The organism is Pseudomonas sp. NEEL19, from assembly GCF_028751975.1.
Taxonomy (GTDB): domain Bacteria; phylum Pseudomonadota; class Gammaproteobacteria; order Pseudomonadales; family Pseudomonadaceae; genus Aquipseudomonas; species Aquipseudomonas juntendi.
This window is the reverse complement of the sequence record NZ_CP081491.1, coordinates 1,119,453-1,135,154: the sequence shown is the minus strand read 5'-3', so window position 1 is coordinate 1,135,154 and position 15,702 is coordinate 1,119,453. Positions and strand designations below refer to the sequence as shown.

The 15,702-nt window shown below is 54.4% G+C and carries 14 protein-coding genes; 8 read left to right on the top strand and 6 right to left on the bottom strand.

Features of this window, described 5'->3' with window-relative positions; genetic code table 11:
- Positions 1 to 80: 80 nt before the first annotated feature.
- The 5 genes from tadA to K4A76_RS05075 all read right to left on the bottom strand — a co-directional run bounded on the left by tadA (position 81) and on the right by K4A76_RS05075 (position 4,617).
- Positions 81 to 560: a tRNA adenosine(34) deaminase TadA gene (tadA, locus tag K4A76_RS05095; RefSeq protein WP_029885514.1), complete on the bottom strand. Its 480-nt coding sequence runs from the start codon at positions 558 to 560 to the stop codon at positions 81 to 83.
- Complete coding sequence (locus K4A76_RS05090) at positions 560 to 1,942, bottom strand: multicopper oxidase family protein (protein ID WP_054890219.1); 1,383 nt, start codon at positions 1,940 to 1,942, stop codon at positions 560 to 562. Before K4A76_RS05090 ends, tadA begins: the two co-directional genes overlap by 1 nt.
- A 103-nt stretch (positions 1,943 to 2,045) precedes the next feature.
- Positions 2,046 to 3,491 carry a M48 family metallopeptidase gene (locus tag K4A76_RS05085; RefSeq protein ID WP_274411681.1) on the bottom strand — a complete coding sequence of 482 codons (1,446 nt, stop codon included), beginning with the start codon at positions 3,489 to 3,491 and terminating at the stop codon, positions 2,046 to 2,048.
- A gap of 12 nt (positions 3,492 to 3,503) precedes the next feature.
- Positions 3,504 to 4,163, bottom strand: a complete 660-nt coding sequence (locus K4A76_RS05080) for a hypothetical protein (protein WP_125854972.1) — start codon at positions 4,161 to 4,163, stop codon at positions 3,504 to 3,506.
- A 19-nt stretch (positions 4,164 to 4,182) separates the two neighbouring features.
- A complete protein-coding gene (locus tag K4A76_RS05075) occupies positions 4,183 to 4,617 on the bottom strand; it encodes a hypothetical protein (RefSeq protein ID WP_274411680.1) in 435 nt (144 codons plus the stop codon).
- 173 nt (positions 4,618 to 4,790) lie between these two features.
- On the opposite strand from K4A76_RS05075, the gene K4A76_RS05070 reads away from it, so the two are divergent.
- The 4 genes from K4A76_RS05070 (at position 4,791) to K4A76_RS05055 (ending at position 12,323) form a co-directional block, all read left to right on the top strand.
- Positions 4,791 to 5,735: a helix-turn-helix transcriptional regulator gene (locus K4A76_RS05070; protein WP_274411679.1), complete on the top strand. Its 945-nt coding sequence runs from the start codon at positions 4,791 to 4,793 to the stop codon at positions 5,733 to 5,735.
- A gap of 596 nt (positions 5,736 to 6,331) precedes the next feature.
- Complete coding sequence (locus K4A76_RS05065; RefSeq protein WP_274411678.1) at positions 6,332 to 7,369, top strand: DNA cytosine methyltransferase; 1,038 nt, start codon at positions 6,332 to 6,334, stop codon at positions 7,367 to 7,369.
- 294 nt (positions 7,370 to 7,663) lie between these two features.
- Positions 7,664 to 10,621 (top strand): ATP-binding protein, encoded by a 2,958-nt coding sequence (locus tag K4A76_RS05060; protein ID WP_274411677.1) that lies wholly within the window; start codon positions 7,664 to 7,666, stop codon positions 10,619 to 10,621.
- Entirely contained in the window at positions 10,614 to 12,323 is a 1,710-nt protein-coding gene (locus tag K4A76_RS05055) for a response regulator receiver domain (protein ID WP_274411676.1), read from the top strand. The genes K4A76_RS05060 and K4A76_RS05055 overlap by 8 nt, the downstream gene beginning before the upstream one ends.
- 82 nt (positions 12,324 to 12,405) lie before the next feature.
- Here K4A76_RS05055 and K4A76_RS05050 read toward each other — a convergent pair whose 3' ends face one another.
- Positions 12,406 to 12,795 carry a plasmid mobilization protein gene (locus tag K4A76_RS05050; RefSeq protein WP_274411675.1) on the bottom strand — a complete coding sequence of 130 codons (390 nt, stop codon included), beginning with the start codon at positions 12,793 to 12,795 and terminating at the stop codon, positions 12,406 to 12,408.
- A 482-nt stretch (positions 12,796 to 13,277) separates the two neighbouring features.
- Between K4A76_RS05050 and K4A76_RS05045 the strand changes: the two genes are divergently transcribed.
- The 4 genes from K4A76_RS05045 (at position 13,278) to trbL (ending at position 15,674) form a co-directional block, all read left to right on the top strand.
- Positions 13,278 to 13,487 carry a TraC family protein gene (locus tag K4A76_RS05045; RefSeq protein WP_274411674.1) on the top strand — a complete coding sequence of 70 codons (210 nt, stop codon included), beginning with the start codon at positions 13,278 to 13,280 and terminating at the stop codon, positions 13,485 to 13,487.
- 2 nt (positions 13,488 to 13,489) lie between these two features.
- Complete coding sequence (locus tag K4A76_RS05040; protein WP_274411673.1) at positions 13,490 to 13,714, top strand: hypothetical protein; 225 nt, start codon at positions 13,490 to 13,492, stop codon at positions 13,712 to 13,714.
- 265 nt (positions 13,715 to 13,979) lie between these two features.
- Positions 13,980 to 14,768: a P-type conjugative transfer protein TrbJ gene (gene trbJ / locus K4A76_RS05035; RefSeq protein ID WP_274411672.1), complete on the top strand. Its 789-nt coding sequence runs from the start codon at positions 13,980 to 13,982 to the stop codon at positions 14,766 to 14,768.
- Between the two features lie 192 nt (positions 14,769 to 14,960).
- Positions 14,961 to 15,674 (top strand): P-type conjugative transfer protein TrbL, encoded by a 714-nt coding sequence (gene trbL / locus K4A76_RS23845; protein WP_443218413.1) that lies wholly within the window; start codon positions 14,961 to 14,963, stop codon positions 15,672 to 15,674.
- Positions 15,675 to 15,702 lie beyond the last annotated feature (28 nt).

Sequence of the window (15,702 nt, the reverse complement as noted above, 5' to 3'; positions counted from 1 at the left end):
CGCTCCCACAGGTCCACCACAAGCCTGAGGGGGTGGCACCCCTGTGGGAGCGGGCGTGCCCGCGAACAGGCCGGCCCAGGCTAGCCCTTGGCCCGACGGGCCTTGAAGAAGTCGCTGAGGATCTGCCCACACTCCTGCGCCAGCACCCCGCCCTCTACCATCACCCGGTGGTTGAGAAAGCCCTGGCCGAAGAACTGCCCCTGGCTTTGCACGATCCCCGCCTTGGGCTCCAGCGCGCCAAACACCACCCGCATCACCCGTGAATGTACGATCAGGCCTGCACACATGCTGCACGGTTCCAGCGTGACGTACAGGGTGCTGCCTGGCAGGCGGTAGTTGCTGGCCGCCTTGGCCGCCGCCCGAATCGCCACCATCTCGGCATGGGCACTGGGGTCGCTGTCGATGATCGGCCGGTTGAAACCCTGGCCAATCACCTGGCCATGCTGCACCAGCACCGCCCCCACCGGTACCTCGCCCAGCGCTGCACCCTCGGCTGCCAGGGACAACGCCAGGCGCATGAATTCCTGATCGCGGCTGCGATCGATGATCTGCGGGCGCATCACACCACCGCGATAGCGGCCATCAGGCCGGTTTCCATGTGGTCGATGACGTGGCAGTGGAACATCCAAGTGCCCGGGTTATCCGCCACCAGGGCCACCTGCGCGCGCTCGTTCTTGCCCAGCAGGTAGGTGTCGGTGAACCACGGTTCCTTGATGTCGTGCCGGTTGGAGGCGATCACTTTGAAACTCATGCCATGCAGGTGGATCGGGTGCTGGTACTGGGTCATGTTCTTCAACTCGAAGATGTAGCTTTTGCCTTTTTGCAGCGTGGCGATGGGGCGGTCGGCGCAGGTCTTGTCGGTGATGTCCCAGGCTTGGCCGTTGATTTGCCAAAGGCTCGGTGGCTTGTCCTGGTCGGAGGTGACCGAAACCTTCGCCGCCCATTCGAAATTGAAGTTGAGCTTTTCGGCATTCTCCAGGTCCGGTTCGGCTATCGGGTTGGCCGGCAGCGCTGGCGGCCAGTCCCCCGGGGCATCGGTACTGGCCACTGAGCGCAGGGTGCCCAGGCGCACGAAGCCATCGCGCAGGGAGATTTCCTCCCCCGCCTGGGGAATGCGGATAGCCAGGCAGATGCGCATCCCAGGGCCGAGCCAGTACTCGTCCTCCAGGGGGCGAGGGGTCACCGGGTTACCATCGAGCGCGTAGATCCGGGCCTCGCAGTTGCCCTTGAGGTTCACCCGGTAAGTCCAGGTGTTGTCCAGGTTCAGCAGACGCACGCGCACCACCTGCCCGGCCGGCAGTTCGGTGACCGCGTCGGCCTGGCCATTGATGGTGATCAGGCGCCCGGCGGTGCCGTTGCGCGCGGCCTCGCGCGGGATACTGAACGGCAGCCAGCCACCCTCCTCGTCCACGTGCCAGTTCTTCAGGCTGAGTGTGCGCTCATGCCGGAAGCCGGTGGGCTCGCGCTCCTCGACGATCAGCGGGCCGACCAGGCCACGGCCCAGCTCTTCGGAACTGCTGACATGAGGGTGGTACCAGTAGCTGCCCGCATCCGGTACGCGGAACTTGTAGTCGAAGTACTCGCCTGGCTTGACCGGCAGTTGCGACACATAAGGCACGCCGTCCATTTCCAGCGGCAGGCGGATACCGTGCCAGTGGATGGTGGTTTCCACCGGCAGGTGGTTGATGAAGCGCACCCGCAGCCAGGTGCCTTGGCGCACACGCAATTCGGTGCCCGGTGCTGACGGCCCGAACGCCCAGGCCTCGGTCTTGAAGCCCGGCACCAGCTCGACGTCAAGCGGCGCGGCGATCAGCTCGTAGTCATGGCCGGCGTTGTCGTCCTCGACCTTGCCCAGCCAGTAACGCGCCGCGCCACCGGCGCCCAGGCCAACCACAACCAGGCCGGTCAGGCCCTTGAGCATTTGTCGACGGGTGAAGGACATCGGTGCGGGTACCTCGTGTTCGGTGCGATCAAGCTGCCAGCCTCGGCTGACGATGAAGGGCGAATACGATACACCTGCAAATGGGAAATATTAAGTGAAGTCTCTAGAGCCCCTGGCGTTCCGCTTCCACGGCGCCGCCACACAACTGATTGAACCACTGCCGGTCATGGTCGCCAGGTTGGCGCATGGCAGCCTGCAGCAGTGCACCGTCCAGCCTGACGCGAAGGTTGTCGAGGCGCGCAGCCAGTGGCGGATGGGAGTCGAATGGATGGGGCATGGTCAGGCCCAGCACGTCCTCATCCAGGCGCAACGGCACGCGCTGCAAATGCCGGGGCAGCGCTGCCAGCAGGCCTTGGCCGCCGCACTCGTGCAGCAAGGCATCGACCACGCTGTCCAGGGCGATCGCCCGCAACAACGCCTGCATGAACAGCTCCGGTCCGGCCACTTCGGCACCGGCCCGGTCAGCCAGCAATTCCTGCTCACGCCCCCAGTGATGGACCGCGACCTGAAAATGGTGCAGGAACTGACCGGCTGCCCATACCACCGGGCGAGCGACCCAGTCGGCACCGCGCTCGGCATCGACCAGGGTCGAGAACTGGGCGCACATCAAGCTGAAGCGTGCATTGGTTGCACTGCCCTGCTCCGTGTCGCGGCTACGAAAATGGCCAAGCTCATGGCCAATGATCGCGGCGGCTTCCCGCTGGCTCAAGGCGCCGAGACACGGTAACGACAAGTACAAGGTTCGGCCATTGAGTACCGACTGACCGGGCTGCAGCACGACTGGAACGCTGGTGACGAAAAAGCTTTGGTCGATGCCGACCACGATATTGTCCGGTACTGGCGCACGCAACTGCGTGGCCAGGCCCTCAACCCATTGCCAGAGCGCCGGAGCCCCCTGCCGGTGAAGCTGTCGGCCGAGAAAGCTCGCCTTCGACGCCCCGATGCGCGGCCATTGCTGGCGCATACGCCAGGCGGTACGCAGGCACACGAGCAATAATGACGCTAGCGGCAGCACAACGATCAGCACGGTAAACCCGCCCTGTGCCGCATGGCTGAAGCCGGCGCTGACTTCATACAGCAGCAGAAGGCCCAGCGAGCCAGCCAGCAGCCCCATGTAGACGCTTAGCCAACGCCCCAGCACCCGCCAGCTGGCGGTCATGCGCTGGTGCAGGTAATGCGCCGAGCGCAAGGCCCGCCAGGCGTCGTACCTGAGCCTGAGCCAAGCGCCGATGCCAGCGACCAGCGCGCCCCATGCCAGCCAGCCGCCGACACCGGCCAGCGTTCTACGCACGCTAAGCCAGTGGCGGTCGGTATCGAGTTCATCCAACTGCCGTTGCAGCACTTCACGCGTGTCCAGGCGCCCTGCCAGTTCCTTGCGCGCCGCCCAAGGCAGTGTGCGCAACAAGTCCTCGCTGGGCGTCGCCAGCCACTGCTGGGTGATCCGCGCCTGCTCTTGTACCGTCTCGGCCCGCCATTGCTGCACGCAGCCCCAGCCGACCAGCAGCAGCGGCAACAGCAGCATGACCAGGCCCCAACCCAGGCGCCTCATTGCAGCGCCCCGCTATACATCTACCTGCATCAACTCCAGTTGCCGTTGGGCATGGGCCGCATTGCGGTATGCCGCCAACAGCTCGAGCACTTCGTCGTTCCCCAGTTTGCGACCCTTCAAGGCCAGGCCGGCAGACATGATGCGAATCTGCGGTCGCGGCTTTTTCAGGGCCATCGCCTGGTTTCCGAAAAACTGCAGCTTGACCACGCGATGCTTAGGCAGCGCAGCTTCGCTGCTCATCTCCAGCGTCTGCACCATGACCAGGCCTTCGTCCTTGACCGCGATGTCCTCGACTTCAGCCATGTCGACAGGGGCGTCCAGGGTATCGACGAACAGCTGTCGGCGAGTCAGGCGCATGAACACCTGCGTGCCCGCGTTGCGGTGCTGCCAGGTCACCGCGGCCGCCATGCACACCACGAACAGCACCAGTGCGACCGCGCCCAGGCGTTGCGGGTTGAACGTGGTGACCAGCAGAATCAGGGCGCCCACCAGCAGTATCGGCCCCCAGACCTTGTAACGCCGGGAGTTGGTGAATTCGCTTTGCTCCGGGACGCGCTCGATTACCTGTTTGAGTTCGGCAACCACCCGCTCGCGCTGGGCGGCACGGGCTTGCTCATAGTCTTCGCCAAGCGCGCCGGAAAGGTCGGCCAGCGGATCGTCGGGTTTAGCCATGATCAGATGTGCTCCCCGTTCACTGCTGCTTGGCCAGATAGTCGGTCAGAAAAGCCTGCGCATCACCTTGGCGCGACAGCCCCTCGGAGTAGCCAACCGGCAACGGTTGCGGCTCACCCGGCAGGTAGAGCTCGCCGCCCCAGCCGCCCTGCACGATCAACACGACAAACTTGCTGCCATCGACCGTCGTCCAGTAGCGGGTGTCCTTGGCGGTTTTCTCGACCTGCATTTTCTGAATGCGCATGTTCCAGTCGTGATCGACGCCTTCGACCTGGACCAGCGCCTCATTGGCGGCCCGCTCACCAATGCGCAGCGTCCATACCTTGACGCCCTCGGTGCCCATATAGGCCTTGACCTGTTCGGCTACTGCAGGCCGTTGTTCGGCGTGTGCCTGTCCTAGCCAAAGCGTGAGCGATGCCACCAGCAAGGCAGCCCATTTACGATAAGCGAACATTTTTTCCACCATGATGCGAAACGATCGATCATTGAAGACAGCTACGCCGGCACTGCCAACCCCTGTGGCCGGTTCGCACAAAAGATGGGCCGCCGCGCACAATGGCTGTTGCCAAAAATGTGCGCGCGTTACCATTTACGCTCATGCCGCCGCCAACCAAGGACGTAGCGCCCATGCGATCGACCAGCCCCTACCTGGACACCTCCTTTTCCTTCGACAGCCCCGGCTCGCTCGCCGACGCCGGCGTGTTGGACAGCGGCAAGGCGCAGATCATGGGGCGTGCAACCGGGCATTATCGGGCGCAGACCGTGCACGCGGGGCTGCAGTACTTCGATTGCAACCTGCAGTTTCCCGAACCGTTGCAAATCGACAAACTGCTGCCGCAAAGCCTGTGCATCGTCCACGTGTTCGACGGTGCCTGGCAGCACAAGGTCGACGGCACGCTCAACCATTACGCCCCCGGCCACTTGCACCTGCTGGGCCTGGGCGAAAGCCTGGAAGCGCAGGACCAGTTGCCTGCAGACAGCCATGCGCGCATGGCTGGCGTGCGCATTGCCGGCGACTACCTGCATGAGCTGGCGCGGGACGATGCGCAATTGCTACCCCTGCTGGCCTTGACCGCAGACGGCATGCGCTTCGATCAACTCCCCCAATGCCCCGCCGTCAGCCGCTTGCTGCAGCAGCTGTACCTGTCACCCTATACCGGTGGGCTACGGCGCCTGCATTGCGAAAGCCTGAGCGTGGCCGTGGTGCTGGAGCTGGCACGCCACTTGATAGGCCCTGCACAGGGCAAGAAAAACCCGGACCGAGGGCTGCGCGACCTGGCCATCGAAGCACGGCGTCTGCTCGACACCCAACTGGCCACCCCACCCACCGCCGCCAGCCTTGCACGCCAACTGGGCGTGGGCGAGACCACCTTGCGCCGGGCGTTCCGCGACGAATTCGGCCGGCCTATGCTGCAGTACGTGCGCCAGCAACGCCTGGAGCAGGCCCGCACCCTGCTGCTCGAACGGCGCTGGCAGGTGTCGCAGGTGGCCTACCATGTGGGTTATGCCAACCCTGCCAATTTCTGCCATGCCTACAAGGCCTATTTCGGCCACCCGCCTGGCAGCGAATAGCAGTTTTCCCCAGGCAAAAGAAAAGGGCCTGCAATGCGGCCCTTTTCGTTCAACGCCAGATAGGGATCATTCCCACTCTATTAGAAACAAGAGTGAAAGCCCAATAAAACAGGGTAGAAAACTGACCTTAACCATAAAAATACCATGAAAAAAACCATGCACCATTTGCCTAGCGCTAAAATCAATTTGACCCAAACGCCGCTGCAATCTGACGCCATACGATGGCTTGCTCCTCCGGACTGCCTGCGCGAAGGACCTCTGTCAGCAATGCCAACGCATACGATGGATCGGCACGAAGCTGTTCAACCATTGCTTCTTCATGAGATCGGTCCCGCATTGTCTTCCTCTAATAGAGTGTCCGCTCGCCATCCCGACATCCATAACCGGTGATCGGTCGAAAGGAGGCACGTCTACGGGCGATTGCTGGGCAGCGTTCCTCACTGATTACCGGTAACGGAAGCCATTTTCGACAGGTCAAAAACCCATAAAAATCTAGACTCTACAGCCAGTTACGCATAGCATGACCGCAAACCACCGCCTCAGTTACCTGTCCCTAATCTGGGTGTAGGAACACTCTTAACCTTCAGGGAAATCGTATGCCCCCGTGCGCCCAAAAGCCAATCGCCTTGGATCTATTCTGCGGATCCGGTGCTGTTTCTTTGGGGTTGAGACAGGCTGGATTCGAGGTCGTAGGCGCTGTGGATTACGAAGCAGGAGCTTGCCGCACGTACCGTGCGAATCATCCTTCAGTGCGCTTGCTCGAGAAAGACATTCGACAGGTAAAGCCTGACGATTTCGCCGATCTGATCCCCCGCAAGCTCGACCTTCTGGTGATATGCGCGCCTTGCCAACCCTTCAGTAGCCAAAATCGCCATAAAAGCGCCGACGATAGTCGAAACAACTTGGTGACAGAATCCAAAAAATTCATCATCAGCTTCGCCCCGTCGTTGGTTTTTTTGGAGAATGTTCCTGGGCTGGCATCGACTGATATTTTTGACGACTTTACGTCATGGCTTCGAAACGAAGCGGGTTATGAAGTGGCAGAACCGATGCGTGTTGATGCCGCCGAGCTGGGAGTACCCCAACGGCGAACTCGGATGATACTGGTAGCCGCGAAGGGAGTTGATCTGCAAAAAGCGATTAACATTGCCAGAGTCAGCAAGACGACCGTTGGCGAAACTATCAGCGACTTGCCTGTGCCTCCAGTAGGCCGAACAGCCGCCGGAGCCGACCCACTGCACTACGCGCGAAAGCATTCGCCTTTGAACATCGAGCGTCTGCGCCATATTCCCATTGACGGAGGCGGCCGAGACGCTCTACCCCCACATCTTCAGCTTGCCTGTCACAAGAATGCCAAAAAAAGCGCCTTTTCAGACACCTACGGCCGAATGAAATGGTCTGATGTGGCCCCAACACTCACTACCGGTTGCACAGACATAACCCGGGGCAGATTCGCTCATCCGGTGCAGAACAGAGCCATCACCCTAAGAGAAGCAGCTAGACTGCAGACCTTCCCCGACGACTATGTCTTTCATGGCAATGCCAGCCAAGTAGCGATGCAGATCGGCAATGCGGTACCACCCAAGATGATGTTTGGTATCGCATGCAGCCTGATGGCAGCACTCAACGCTTGAGGTGCCGCTCAGGCGCTCAACACAATCTAGGCTTTAGCTCCCTCATCTCCGTATGTTTTGGCAGGGTCGTCCTGTTCAAGGTACGATTCCAAGAGCCATTGGGCGATGGCACCTGTCGCGCCCTTGATCTATCGGCCACCAAAAGCTAGGTAACGTACCGGAAGGTCGCTAAGGCGCGAGCCCCAAAAGAATCATCTGCCGAATCGCAGCTGGCATTGGTAGCTCGCAGACCAACATTGATAAATCTAGAGGCCTTTAATGACACAGCTCAGGGTTAGAGCTAGAGCTGTCGACATGCTCGGTCGACAGCAGATCGCTGGTATCCCCAATGCGATCCATGAGTTGTTTAAAAACGCGCATGACGCCTATGCGGAAAGAGTCGAGGTCGACTACTTCAGGCGAAACCGCGTGTTGGTTCTGCGTGACGATGGATATGGCATGACCCGTCACGATGTTGAAAATCGTTGGCTCACTCTCGGCACAGAATCCCGGGTCAACGCAAATAGTTCAAAGAATGACTCTGATGACGAAGAATGGCGGGGCCCTAAGAACCTCCCAAAGCGCGCAATCATGGGGGAGAAAGGAATAGGAAGGCTGGCGATTGCGGTAATCGCACCAGTTACAATCCTCATGACGAGGGCTAGCCGTCCTGACGGATTGAAAAATCTAGTGGTCGCGCTGGTACATTGGGGGCTTTTTGAGCAACCTGGTCTTGATATTAGCGCAATTGATGTTCCTCTGGCGGAATTCCCTGATGGTGTATTGCCGACCCGTGAAGACATATGCCGCCTCGCCGATAGTGTTGCCAAAAACCTAGAGGATCTAAGGACCGAGATATCTTCGGAAGCCTTTGCTGAGTTGAGCGCAACATTGGAACAGGTCAGGAGCATTGGTCCTGACATGCTAGACAAAACCCTCAATATTCAAAGTGATGGAAGTAGCAGAGAAGATTCACTATCCCTCTCAGGTAACGGCCATGGCACTACATTCATTGTACTCCCAGTAGCTCCAGAGCTAGACGATGATATTGATAGTGGCACTGATCGTGAATCGTCGAAGCTTGAAAGAAACCTCTTGGGCTTTTCGAATGCAATGTCCACAGTTGAGCCAGTGATAAAAACTGAGTTCAGAGACCACCTCGCAGATGGGCCGCATGAACGCATTGGCCCCAAAAGTTTTTTCACCAGCGAAGACTTTGACCGAACCGACCAGTACTTTGAGGGGAAGTTTAATGAACAAGGTCAATTCGTAGGCACAATCTCTATCTATGGAAAACCTCGCCCCTATGTATGTAACTGGTTAGATGGCAAGGGGCGAGCGCCTAGGTGCGGCCCATTCACATTCAGATACGGATATGTTCAAGGTAGGCCGAACGAAACTCGACTCAACCCGACCGACTGGCAAGAAATGTCTTCTAAAACCGACCGAGTCGGTGGCTTGTATATTTACAGAGATGGCATTCGAGTGTTGCCTTATGGCAACTCTGATGTAGATTGGCTGGATATTGAGAAGCGAAGAACATTTTCAGCAAAAGATTGGTATTTTTCATATCGCCGAGGATTTGGCTACGTCGAAATAAAGCACTCCTTGAATGGATCATTGACCGAAAAGGCCGGTCGAGAGGGCTTCAGAGAAAATCTCGCATACCGTGACTTTCGTTCTATATTAGTTAATTTTTTTAAGCAACTTGCTTACGAGTTCTTCAGAGACACCTCCCCTCAAGGCGAGGACTACAACGAAGGAAAGGAGCTTTTTGCAGCACAAGCCAAACTGCTAAAAAAGCAAAAAGAAAAAGCTGAATCTCGAAGAAAGGAATTTCAAAAACAACTAGACTCATTCTTCGAACTTTACAACTCCGGCCACTTCGAAAACGAATCAAAATTTATCTTTGATGAGCTTTCTGAAAAGATAGAAAGACTAGCCAAAACGACTTCTAACGAAGAATTTGCCCACAACTCTAGACTTATAGAGTCCGAGACAAAGCAACGCATCGCGAAACTTACCCGCCAAGCTCAGCTCTCACTACCTAGAGGGCTTCAGCTGACCAAGCGAATGCAAAAAGACTGGTTCGCATATGAAGAAGTGTCTAAACAACTAGCTACTGAAACCTTGGACAAGCTCCGGAGTGATGTAGATGAAATAATTGCAAAGGAAAATAAGGGACGAATTGCCCTCTCCGAGCTTAGGGCCCTCGCCCTTCACGATATTGAAAGAGAAAAAGACGCGACAGTAAGAGATCTAGTATCGCTTCGCCGCGAAGCTGCGAATGCAAGTGAAAAAATGCAAAGCACATTACAAAACGTGCTTAAGGAAGAGTTTTCTGAACTGCGTGCTAACATGGAAGATCTTATTAGTGAATTCACTAAAAAATCAGCCGAGCATCCGGAAAAACTAGATGCTCTACGCAGAGAAACAGAACAAAAAATCATTTCACTAAAAGCCCATGAAAGCAGCCTACTTGAATCTCTAAAGAGGCAAATGGTTGACCTTTCGGAAAGTGTGCAAATCCGAGAAACATTAGATGATCAGCTTGGAGCACTTGAGTCAAGAAATCAGCTTTTAGAAGAACAAGTTGAATTTTACTCAGAGTTTGCCCAAATGGGTATGTCGGTCGGCATTTTACAACATGAATTCGAGGGTGCTGCTCGCGGCATCCGCAGTGCAATGTCTGAGCTCAAACCTTGGGCTGATAAAAACCCACCTCTTGCCAAAATCTACAAAAAATTACGCGACCACATTGAGCACTTGGATGGATACCTCAAAGTCTTAGACCCGCTAGGTCGCCGAATGCACCGTTCGACAGTGGAAATATCAGGAAGCGAAATCCTAAATGTCATCCGTAATGTGTTTGAAGAAAAACTCTCCTCATCTGATATAAGGCTCGAGGCCACGCTACCTTTCAGAGGATTTAAAGTGAGCTGTAAATCCTCAGCCATTATAGGTGCGTTTATAAACATAGTGGATAACGCTATCTACTGGCTCGACAGCCGCGTACAGGGTGAAAAAACAATAACACTGGATGCGGACAGTGAAGGTTTCCTGATATCAAATAACGGACCTGGGATCGAGGAGCGTCTGCAGCGGCGAATATTTGAGTTTGGCGAAACCCAAAAACCTGGTGGAAGAGGAATGGGCCTTGCTGTAAGCCGCGAAGCTCTGAATCGTGAAGGCTTTAGCATTGAGCTCAACCGCTCGGGAATTAACCAGAACCCTCAGTTCAAGATCTGTTCTATGGACATGCATGATGAATAATATGGAAAGTGTAGCGGCAGTGGCTGAAGTCCCTCCTCCAAACGCAAATGAGATCTGGAGTGAACATATTCAAAGTGCGGTCAAAGAATTCCTCAAAACCGCAGTAGTCATAGACAACGAACCGTGGGTCAAACAAAACCACACAGAAACCGCTATACCGGAAGTTCCAGATAATGGACTGGGGGAAGATTTACCCGAATTAACCATTCCAGATGCCGTCGTCTCGGAAAATCGTCACGACCTGGATGTTCGTGCAATCTCTGATGATTTCGCTTCGAAAGGAATAGCGTGTGCCTTTGTTCTGCCAGATGATAATGACACACAGGATGTAGAAAAGATCAACCGTGCGGTAGCGGCCGCGAAGGTTTCAGACTTAGTAATAATCGACTGGTATCTGAAAAAGCAAGACGAGTCATTAACACTACAGATACTTCAAAAAATATCCGAATCAGACTCGCTTGAAAATGGCAGATTGCGACTTATATGTATTTACACAGGCGAACCATTAAAGAGCAACATATTCAACGATGCTAAAGAATATATTCTCAAGGGCGGCATTCAGCTTAGTGACCTTGATGGTGAAGAATTCTGCGCAGTAGGCGCCAACACTATAGTTATCATGAGGAACAAGGCGACAACCTCGGCCTCAGAGCTCCCATCTGAGCTCATCAAGATTTTTTCTCGCTTCGCAGATGGTTTGATTCCAGCTTTTTCGATGGCAGCCGTAGGTGCTATTCGCAAAAGCGCACATCATATGCTTACAAGATTTGGCAATTGGCTAGATGCGGCATATGTTTCAAACTACATCATTACCAATCCTCCGGGTGATGTCTCAGAAATGTTACGAGAGCTGTTCGTTGCAGAGTGCGATGCCGCACTGGGAATAGAGTCCGTGGCAGATCACTACCTTGATTTGAAGCCAATCTCCAAGTGGCTGGCAGCCAATGAAACAAACATCCAAAACCAAACCGCCGGCAAGAAAAACATTGATTATGCGCTACTTGATGAAATGCTCAGAAACGGAATTAAAGATGATAACTATTTTTACGGCGACACAGATGAAATAAGAATAACCAAAGACCATCGCCATCTTATTTCTTCAGCTTTGGCAGGATCTCAGGACGACTCAAAAAAATCCCAGCACGAGTTTGCAAGGCTAGTAGCTTTGAAAAGGGAAGCATATGGACGTTCCAAACTTCATGGAACTGATGCCTGGCGCCCTTCTCTTACCACTGGTACTTTGGTAAAGCACAAAATCAGAGATTCACAAACCGACGACAAAGGTGAAACATCACCTGAAATCTTTGAGTATCTGATTTGCCTAACCCCAGCATGCGACACCCTTCGACTAGAAGCTGACACACCTTTTGTCTTTCTAACCGCAAAAATCGAGAACAAAAGATATGGTGTAGTTCTTAAAGAGAGTAGCGACGAAGAGACTTTACTGAGTCTAGACTCGAAAAGGCCTGTTATTAGGACTTTTTTCTTTACACCAGATACCTCTGTTCAGCGCGTTCTAGCAAGGAAATCCGAGGACGAAAGCTTTAAGCTCCTTGACTCAGAGGGCAAAGAGTTTCATTGGCTCGGAGAAATCAGATACACGCGTGCCGCAAGCGAGATGGCGGGACTGGTACGAAACTGGATGAGGATCGGAATCGCAGACTCAGAATACTTGAGACTCACAGGACAGGGAAAAACCTAAGATCATCTAGGCAAACTAGGCTGCTCAACGCAGCCTAGTGTTTGCCTTCGTCATTTCGTCATTTCGTCATTTCGTCATTTCGTCATTTTCGTGCATAAACAATCGCGCTCATTATACCAACAACCAAAGTCTGTAGCCTTCGAAACTCTATCATTACTTTTTCAACATCAACCGGACGCGCACCCTGGCCCCGCTTCTCTGCGAGCCATAACTTCAATAGGCCTGCAACTCTGCCAAGGTCACCGTTTACCTTTACCAGTTCAAGTACAGCTTCAAGATCGGCTCGTGCTTGAATTGGTGTATTTAGACCAACAGCCCTCAAAAACGCGGCGCTCGACATCCCCGCTGCGGCTGCCTTCCGTGTTAGTTCCACCTTCTCCTGGGCGTCCACCCACACCTCGATCCGCTCACGTCGCGGGCGCGTTCCCCGAGAACTCTTTTTCGGCTCATCTGCAACGGTTTCAGAAGACATTAATCCCCCTCTTTGGTTTCTTAGTCGCGGTAGCGGCTGTCAGCCTCGCAGAGCAAGATACCGTCGAGCCACAGGTGAGTAAGGGTGGTGTTGTACCGGATCGGGCTTGCCCGTACCGGTACAACACACATCTTGCCGTCCAGCCGAGTGCAATTCAAGGCTACTTTCCGCTTTAGTCACGCAACTTCCTAAGCAATTTCCTTTAATTTCTCTAATTATCCTAAAGTTGCCTTGAGTTGCATTAACCTCTCCAGAATTGCCTTAAATTTCCTTCAACTTCCTTAAATTTACTATCAGAGTGGATTCAACGAAAACAGTGGAAGAAGTTCAAACCAAACTGTTGAAAAACTTCCGACGCCCGCACCGCGCACCTTACCTTGCGCAAGAAAAATCTCATATGGTCATAAATTTCGGGCACCGCTAGAATCCTTACAGACCGCAGCAAAAGCAGTGCTTTAGATAGGAACCAAAAGGAGAAAAAATTGGCTAGAAAGACCCTTTCAGAACGCCGGACCGATGCGCTTTCCGAATTAGAAACAGCTAAGGCTCGTCTTGCAAAACTCGACAACGAGGCTGCTGAAAGAATCGGAAGAATTGCAATAAAATCAGGATTGGTTAATCTTGAACTTACGGATGATCAAGTCCGAGAGGAATTTGACAGAATCGTCGAAAAGATAAGCAAGGAAAATTGACCATGAAGACAGCTCATCGCATCAACGAATTGGCTAATCAACTCAACGAGCTGCAAGCTTGCCTAGGCCGGCCCAGCAGGCGACCTAGAGCGAAGGTCGTGACAGCCCAACGTCTTGCGGCCGAGCTGGCTTTTCTAGTTGAAGAATGGCAGCTCGAAACACTGCGTATTCCTGAAGCAGAGCGTGACATGTATCGCACACCAAACCCCTACTGCGCACTTCACTGACGGCGTGGTTATCGCCAAAAAGCCCACTTCGGTGGGCTTTTTTTCTTAAATCTCACACTAAGTCAGACGGCTACATGATCGCCCGCGCACGACTGAAATCCTCAATAAAATCAGATTTCTCCGCACGAAATCGTTTTGATTTCGGGACGCTTTCGGGACTCAATCCATTGATTTGTATGCGGATATAAAGTTATCCGCATATTCATAAGCTGGCCATATGGGTGAATAATTGAGCATCGGATGATGACAAAACGAGGAATTCTAGATGAAACCAGAACTAGGGAAATTACCGGCCTACATCGCCAGAAATTTTGGGCGAAACGTGAGACTTATAGTGGCGAGCTTATGCATTGGTTCGAGTCTCTACATAGCACCAAGCCCGGCTTATGCCATCTACTGCTCAAACTGCTCAACGTTTTACCAGCAAATGTTCGAGTACGCCGAACAGGTAAACACAGCTTTGAACACTGCTGAGCAACTCCAAACCCAAATCCAGCAGTACCAAAATATGCTCACTCAGGGCTCGGGCTTACCCAACTCTATGTTTGGTAGCATCGCCGCCGACCTGAAAAGCGTGGTGAACATCTATCAGCGTTCACAAGCACTCGGCCGTCATATTCAGAACATGGACGCGCAGTTCAACACAGCCTATCCCGGTTTTGAAGACTATCTAGCTCAAGCGGCTATCTCTGGAGAGGTGCAGACGCGGGATCGTTATGAAAGGTGGTCTGAACAAGGTCGCGACAACGTTAGAAGCGCTTTGGGTGCAGCAAATATAAACACCAGCACTTTTGAATCGGAAGATGCCCAACTCGAACGCATGATGGCTCGTTCACAAAATGCCGCTGGAAGGATGCAGGCGATTCAGGCGGGCAACGAAATCGCATCGCAGAACGTGCAGCAACTGCAAAAGCTGCGCGATCTCGTTGCCACGCAAATCAACATGCAGGGCAACTACCTGGCTCAGGAAGGGGACCGGAAGGCAGCTAGCGAAGCTGCCGAACAGCAGTTTGAAGCGCGCAAAAGCACACGCGGCGGCGTGAAGGGATACTGAAATGACTATTTCAAGATGGCTCATCGTATTGATGTGCGCCGGGTCCGCAATGGCCGGTGGCATTTTCACCGTAGTCGTTCATAGCGACAGCGCATGTACTGCGATGACCGAGCAACAACGGCAACAGCATGACGCTGATGCCTCATTTGATGCGCGCCCGAACACTCGCGGCGGCGTCAAAGGGTACTAGCTATGGATCGTCGCCTATTTTTGTTACTCGCCTTGGCGAGCGTGTTCGTTAGTGCGGATGCTATGGCCTCGACTGACCTTGCCCAGGCAGATACATCCGTCCAGGGCCTACTCGACCTCGTTTTGCAACAGTCGCACCAGTGGTCAGGAAAGCTGTATGACTATGCGATCAGACTGTTTTGGCTGCTGGCCTCGATCCAGTTCATTTGGACTTTCATGCCCCTAGTTATGAAGCAAGCTGATTTCGGCGAGATTGTCGGCGAGCTGCTGCGCTTTGTACTGGTAATCGGTTTCTTCCTCGCAGTCATGAAGTACTCGGTGGAATGGTCGACTGCCATTGTCGACAGCTTCCGAGATGCGGCGGCATCAGCGAGCGGTCTCGGGCGTGCATTAGAACCCGGCGATATGCTGGCAGTTGCGCTGGATTTTGGCCGGACTATGGTAAAGGGCATTTCGGTGTTCTCTCCGGCCAAGGGACTTCTGATCGCCGTGTGCGCGATCCTTGTACTGGCATGTTTCGCCTTCATCGCTGCGTTCATGTTTGTGACGCTCGTGGAGTCTTACGTCATCATCAATGCTTCGGTGCTCTTCCTCGGCTTCGGCGGTTCGCAATGGACGCGAGATTTTGCGATTGCACCTATGCGCTTCACCGTTGCGATTGGTGCCAAGCTATTTGTACTCACTCTGATTGTCGGCCTGATCGTACAGTCGGCATAACAGTGGTTGGCCGCTTACACCAGTGACG

Excerpts from the sequence above, each read along its gene's own strand:
- tadA (WP_029885514.1), bottom strand. The coding sequence starts at position 560 with ATGCGCCCGCAGATCATCGATCGCAGCCGCGATCAGGAATTCATGCGC.
- K4A76_RS05090 (WP_054890219.1), bottom strand. The coding sequence starts at position 1,942 with ATGTCCTTCACCCGTCGACAAATGCTCAAGGGCCTGACCGGCCTGGTT.
- K4A76_RS05085 (WP_274411681.1), bottom strand. The coding sequence starts at position 3,491 with ATGAGGCGCCTGGGTTGGGGCCTGGTCATGCTGCTGTTGCCGCTGCTG.
- K4A76_RS05080 (WP_125854972.1), bottom strand. The coding sequence starts at position 4,163 with ATGGCTAAACCCGACGATCCGCTGGCCGACCTTTCCGGCGCGCTTGGC.
- K4A76_RS05075 (WP_274411680.1), bottom strand. The coding sequence starts at position 4,617 with ATGTTCGCTTATCGTAAATGGGCTGCCTTGCTGGTGGCATCGCTCACG.
- K4A76_RS05070 (WP_274411679.1), top strand. The coding sequence starts at position 4,791 with ATGCGATCGACCAGCCCCTACCTGGACACCTCCTTTTCCTTCGACAGC.
- K4A76_RS05065 (WP_274411678.1), top strand. The coding sequence starts at position 6,332 with ATGCCCCCGTGCGCCCAAAAGCCAATCGCCTTGGATCTATTCTGCGGA.
- K4A76_RS05060 (WP_274411677.1), top strand. The coding sequence starts at position 7,664 with ATGCTCGGTCGACAGCAGATCGCTGGTATCCCCAATGCGATCCATGAG.
- K4A76_RS05055 (WP_274411676.1), top strand. The coding sequence starts at position 10,614 with ATGAATAATATGGAAAGTGTAGCGGCAGTGGCTGAAGTCCCTCCTCCA.
- K4A76_RS05050 (WP_274411675.1), bottom strand. The coding sequence starts at position 12,795 with ATGTCTTCTGAAACCGTTGCAGATGAGCCGAAAAAGAGTTCTCGGGGA.
- K4A76_RS05040 (WP_274411673.1), top strand. The coding sequence starts at position 13,490 with ATGAAGACAGCTCATCGCATCAACGAATTGGCTAATCAACTCAACGAG.
- trbJ (WP_274411672.1), top strand. The coding sequence starts at position 13,980 with ATGAAACCAGAACTAGGGAAATTACCGGCCTACATCGCCAGAAATTTT.
- trbL (WP_443218413.1), top strand. The coding sequence starts at position 14,961 with ATGGATCGTCGCCTATTTTTGTTACTCGCCTTGGCGAGCGTGTTCGTT.